The 5,113-nt window shown below is 76.6% G+C and carries 4 protein-coding genes and 1 pseudogene; all 5 read left to right on the top strand.

Annotation, left to right across the window (positions count from 1 at the left end; translation table 11 throughout):
- The coding region (locus GT045_RS28905; RefSeq protein WP_237538953.1) for a condensation domain-containing protein at positions 1–1,958 on the top strand (1,958 nt) is incomplete at its 5' end.
- Positions 1,959–2,089: 131 nt separating this feature from the next.
- On the top strand, positions 2,090–2,293 hold the full coding sequence (locus GT045_RS28910) for an MbtH family NRPS accessory protein (RefSeq protein ID WP_161291453.1): 204 nt from the start codon (positions 2,090–2,092) through the stop codon (positions 2,291–2,293).
- 153 nt (positions 2,294–2,446) lie between these two features.
- Positions 2,447–3,493 (top strand): GNAT family N-acetyltransferase, encoded by a 1,047-nt coding sequence (locus tag GT045_RS40775; protein ID WP_345942788.1) that lies wholly within the window; start codon positions 2,447–2,449, stop codon positions 3,491–3,493.
- Positions 3,490–4,743, top strand: coding sequence for an MFS transporter (locus GT045_RS28920; protein ID WP_161296996.1), 1,254 nt, complete (start codon positions 3,490–3,492; stop codon positions 4,741–4,743). Before GT045_RS40775 ends, GT045_RS28920 begins: the two co-directional genes overlap by 4 nt.
- 112 nt (positions 4,744–4,855) lie before the next feature.
- Positions 4,856–5,113: pseudogene (locus tag GT045_RS28925) on the top strand (PAS sensor protein); the annotation flags it as partial.

Raw genomic sequence — 5,113 nt, forward strand, 5'->3', positions numbered from 1 at the left:
TCCGCGGCTTCCGCATCGAACCCGGCGAGATAGAGAGCGCCCTGCGCTGCAGCCCCCTGGTGCGGGACGCGGTCGTGGTCGTCCGCGCGGTCCAGCCGCCCGGCGCCCCGGCCGGGGAGCGCGCGGAGGAGGCGTCCGCCGCCCCGGCCCGGCTCGTCGCCTACGTCGTGCCGGCGGAACCGTCCGGCGCCGGGCTGCCCGTCGGCGAACTGCGGCTGCACCTGGCCGGGCTGCTCCCGCCCCACATGGTGCCGTCGGTGTTCGTCCCGCTCGACCGGCTGCCGCTCACCGCGAACGGCAAGACCGACCGGCGCGCCCTGCCCGCGCCCGGGCCGGCGCAGGCCGCGGACGGCCCCAGGACCGCACCGCGCACCGACACCGAACGCCGGATCGCCCGCATCTGGTCCGACGTCCTGGGCATCGAGGAGGTCGGCGCCGACGACAACTTCTTCGCGCTCGGCGGCGACTCCATCCTCAGCATGCAGGTCGTCTCCCGCCTGCGCCGCGACGGCCTGCACGTCGCCACCCGGGACCTGTTCACCCACCAGACCGTCGCCGAACTCGCCACCGTGGTCCGCGCCGCGCCCCGGCGGCCGGGGGAGGGCCCGGTGACCGGCGAGGTGCCGCTCACCCCGATCCAGGAGTGGTTCCTGACCACCCCCCGCGCCGCCCACCACCATTTCAACCAGTCGGCGCTGCTGGAGCTGAACGGCACCCCGGACCTCAAGGCGCTGCGCGCCGCGCTCGCCGCGCTGACGGCCCACCACGACGCCCTGCGCATGCGGTTCACCCGGGACGAGCACGGCTGGCGGCAGTTCAACCCGCCGCCCGCCGACGACCCCTGCGTCCTCGTCCGGCACGACGTCACCGGGCTGTCCGCCGCGGACGCCGACGCGGCCATGGCCAAGGCCGCCGACGAACTGCACGCCGGCTTCGACCTGGCCCGCGGACCGCAGTTGCGGGCGGCCCTGTTCACCGGCGACCCGGACCGGCCCGCCTTCCTCCTGCTCGTCGCCCACCACCTGGTGGTGGACGCCGTCTCCTGGCGCATCCTGCGCGACGACCTGGAGACCGCCTACCGGCAGGCCCTCCAGGGCGGCCCGGTCACCCTGGGGGAGCGCGGCACCAGCTTCCGGGAGTGGTCGCGGCGCCTGGCCGCGCACGTCGCCGAGGGCGGCCTCGACCACGAACTGCCCCACTGGGAACAGGCGGTGGGCGCCGACCCGGCTCCGCCCGCCCCGGCCCCGGCGCCCGGGAGCGGACCGGCCGCCACGGTGAGCGTGGAACTGGACGAGGAGGACACCACGGCCCTGCTGCGCGCCGCGCCCACCGCGTACCGCACCCGGGTCAACGACGTGCTGCTCGCCGCCCTCGCCCTGGCACTGGCCCGCTGGACCGGCGACGACCGGGTCCGCCTGGACCTGGAGGGCCACGGCCGCGAGGACCTCCTCGACGGCGTCGACCTCTCCCGCACCGTCGGCTGGTTCACCACCGTCTACCCGGTCGCCGTCCAGGTGTCCGACCCAGGCGACCTCGGCCCGGACCGGGACTGGCGGTCCCTGGTGAAGTCGGTGCGCCGCCAGCTGCGCGCCGTACCCGGCAACGGCATCGGCTTCGGCGCGCTGCGCACCTTCGGGCCGCCCGAGGTCCGCGAGCGCCTCGGCGCCCACGCCCACGGACAGGTGGTGTTCAACTACCTCGGCCAGTGGGACGCCCGCCCCGAGACCTCGGACGGCGGCCTGGTGCGCACCGAACACGGCTCGTTCGGGCAGGACCACGACCCCCGGGACCCCGGCTCGCACCCGGTGGAGGTGGTGGGCGCGGTGCAGGACGGCCGGCTCGCCTTCACCTGGCACCACCGGCCCGCCGTCCACGACACGGCGACCGTGCGCCGGGTGGCCGAGGAGTTCGCCGAGGCCCTGCGCCACCTCGCCCGGCACGCCAGGGGAGGCCGGTGACACTCCCGTCCCGCGGGGCGCCGCTCCGGCCGGCCGCCGGACGCGGCCCCCGCTCACCGCGGGCCCCGACCGCCCGCCGCCGTCCCGCCGACCATCCCACCCGACCCCATCCCGCCCCGGAGGAGAACGACATGGACGAGAACACCCGCTACCAGGTGCTGCGCAACGACGAGGAGCAGTACTCCCTCTGGCCCGTCGACATCGAGGTCCCCGCCGGCTGGCAGCCCGTCGGCAAGGAGGGCACCGAGGCCGAGTGCACCGCCTACGTCGACGAGGTCTGGACCGACATGCGGCCCAGGAGCCTGCGCGAGCGCATGGAGAGCACCGGCGCCTGACCGGTTCCGCCGGACAGCCACCCGCCGGGCCGGCCGCACCCGCGCCGGCCCGGCGCCCCCATCACCCCCTCACCTCCCCCCCCACGCGTCGCCGTCACGGTGCCCCACCGCCCTCGGCCCCCACCACACCGCGTCACTCCCGAGGAGCCCGCCATGACCCCCGTACTGCGCACCGAACGCCTGGAGTTCCTTCCCTACCGGCCCGAACACGAGGACGCCTTCGTCGCCCTGCTGCGGGACGAGGAGGTGTGCCGCTGGATGGGGCAGGACCTCGTGCCCGAACCGCAGATCCGCGAGGTCTTCCGCGTCATCCTCACCGACATCTACCCCCAGCGCCGGTTCGACGTCTGGGGCCTGTGGCTGGCGGGCGTCTACGTCGGCCACGCCGAGGTGAAACCGACCGGCAACGTCGACGGCCACGAACTGGTCACCGCGCTGGCCCCCGGGTACTGGGGGCGCGGCCTGGGCGGCGAGGCGGTGCGCGGGCTGCTCCGGCACGCCGCCGACAACCTCGGACTGACCGAGGCGTACGGCATGGTGGGCGCCGGGAACACCGCCAGCCTGGCCATGTGCCACCGGCTGGGGTTCCGGCACGTCCGGGACGTGGTCGGCGACGACGGTTCCGTGACCAAGCTCCTGGTCATCCCGACCACCGACCCGGCCAGCGTGGCGGGGGCCGACCCGGCCACCGCGCCGGGAGCTGTCCCGGCCACCGCGCCGGGAGCCGACTCGGTCAGTGTGGCGGCAGCTGTCCCGGCCAGCGTGGCGGGGGCCGGCTCGGTCAGTGTGGCGGGAGCTGTCCCGGCCAGCGGGGCGGGGGCTGACTCGGTCAGTGTGGCTGGAGCCGTCCCGGCAAGCGCGGCGGCAGCCGGGGGTGGCGATCCGACGGTGAAGGCCGAGGCCCCGGGCGCGTCGGCGGAGGGCGGGGCCCCGGGCGCGTCGGTGGAGGGCGGGGCCCCGGCGGCGGCCTTGGCCGGGCCGGACGCGTCGGTGAAAGGGTCGGACGCGTCGGTGAAGGCCGAGGCCGCGGCCGCGGCGGTGGCCGTGGCTGGGCCCGGCGCGTCGGCGGATGCCGAGGGTGTGCCGACGGCAGGGAGCCCGGCGGTGGCCGTGGAGGCTCCGGGCGCGTCGGCGGAGGGCGACGGGGTACCGGCGGCCGGGGGCGGAGTCCGGACGGCGATCGTCGAGGACCCGGTATGAGCCGGCAGCCGGCCGGTGAAGGGGCCACGGAGCTGGTGGCGGAGACCGGGCAGCCGCCCGGCCTGTGGCGCAACCGGGACTTCAACCTGCTGTGGACCGGGCAGTGCCTGTCCGACCTGGGCGGCGCCATGGTGGACCTGGCCCTGCCCCTGCTGGTCCTGCAGCAGACCGGCTCCCCGACGCGGGCCGGGCTCGTCGGCACCGCCGGGCTGGTCACGACGCTCGCGTGCCGGCTGCCGGCCGGCGTCCTCGCCGACCGCTACGACCGGCGCCGGCTGATGATCGCCTGCGATGTGCTGCGGCTCGCCGTGTTCGCCCTGCTCGGCTGGGCGGTCGTCGCCGGTACGGCCGACCTGCCGGTGATCCTCCCCGTGGTGGTCCTCGGCGCCGCCGCCACCGCCGTCTTCAGCACCGCCGAGCACGCCTCGGTACGCAACCTGGTCCGCCCCGACCAGCTCACCACCGCCGTCGCCCGCAACGAGGCACGGACCTACGGCGTCTCCCTGGCCGGCCCGCCGCTGGGCGGCCTGCTGTTCGGGCTCGGCCGGGCCCTGCCCTTCCTCGGCAACGCGCTGAGCTTCCTGCTCTCGCTCGTGGCCGTCTGCCGCATCCGCGGCCCCCTGCAACAGGGCCGGCCGGAGACGGCCCCGGCCGCCGGCGCCTCCGCCGTGCAGGGCCTGCGCTTCCTGCTCGGGCATCCGTTCCTGCGGGCCCTGCTGGTGATCGCCGCCCCGCTGAACATGGCCTTCACCGGCATGATCTTCTCGATGACCCTCGCGCTCCGCCGCGCCGGCGTCTCCCCGTTCCTCGTCGGCCTCGCCGGCACGATCTTCGCGCTGGGCGGCCTCCTCGGCGCCTTCGCGGCCCCGGCGCTGCAACGGCGGCTGCGGCTGCCCGTCCTGATCACGCTGCTGTGCTGGCTGACCGCAGCGCTCATGGCGGTCAGCACCCTGCTGGCCGGTTCCGTCCTGGCCGCCGTACCCCTGGCCGCCGCCGTGTTCCTCGGACCCACGGCGAACGCCGCCCTCTTCGGCCACCAGGCCGCCGTCACACCGGACCACCTGCAGGGCCGCGTGGTCAGCGGGGTGCTGCTGGCCGCGGGCTCCGCCGCCGCACTCGCCCCCGCCCTGGCCGGCGCCCTGCTGGCGCGCTGGAGCCCGGGACCGGCGATGCTCGTCTTCCCCCTGCTGGTCACCGCCGCCGCCGTGACGGCCACCCTCAGCAGGGGCATCCGGACGATGTCCGGCTAGCCCCCGACGGCCGGCCCGGGGGGCCGCCGGGTGGTGAGGGGCCGCGGCGGACGGGCCGCTCACGTGCACAGGGGCTGCGCGGGTGGCTCACACGCGCTGTAATGGCGACGTGGTGAGTGAGGGCGCTGCGATCAGCGGAACCAGGGCGGAGCGTGCCGAAATCGCCCTCGCCTCGCTGATGGCGGCCCCGGTCACCCCCGACCGGCTGCGCCGGGTCCTGGAGCAGGTGCTCGTCTTCGCCGGGGCGGCCTTCGCCGGGGTGTACACGCCCGGCGACGACCCGGCGCTGCTCCGCCTCGCCGAGTCGGCCGGTCTGCCCCGCACCCTGTACGGCCTGCGGGACTGCTACCCGGCCGCCGGCTCCTCCCCG

Source organism: Streptomyces sp. SID486, from assembly GCF_009865385.1.
Lineage (GTDB): Bacteria > Actinomycetota > Actinomycetes > Streptomycetales > Streptomycetaceae > Streptomyces.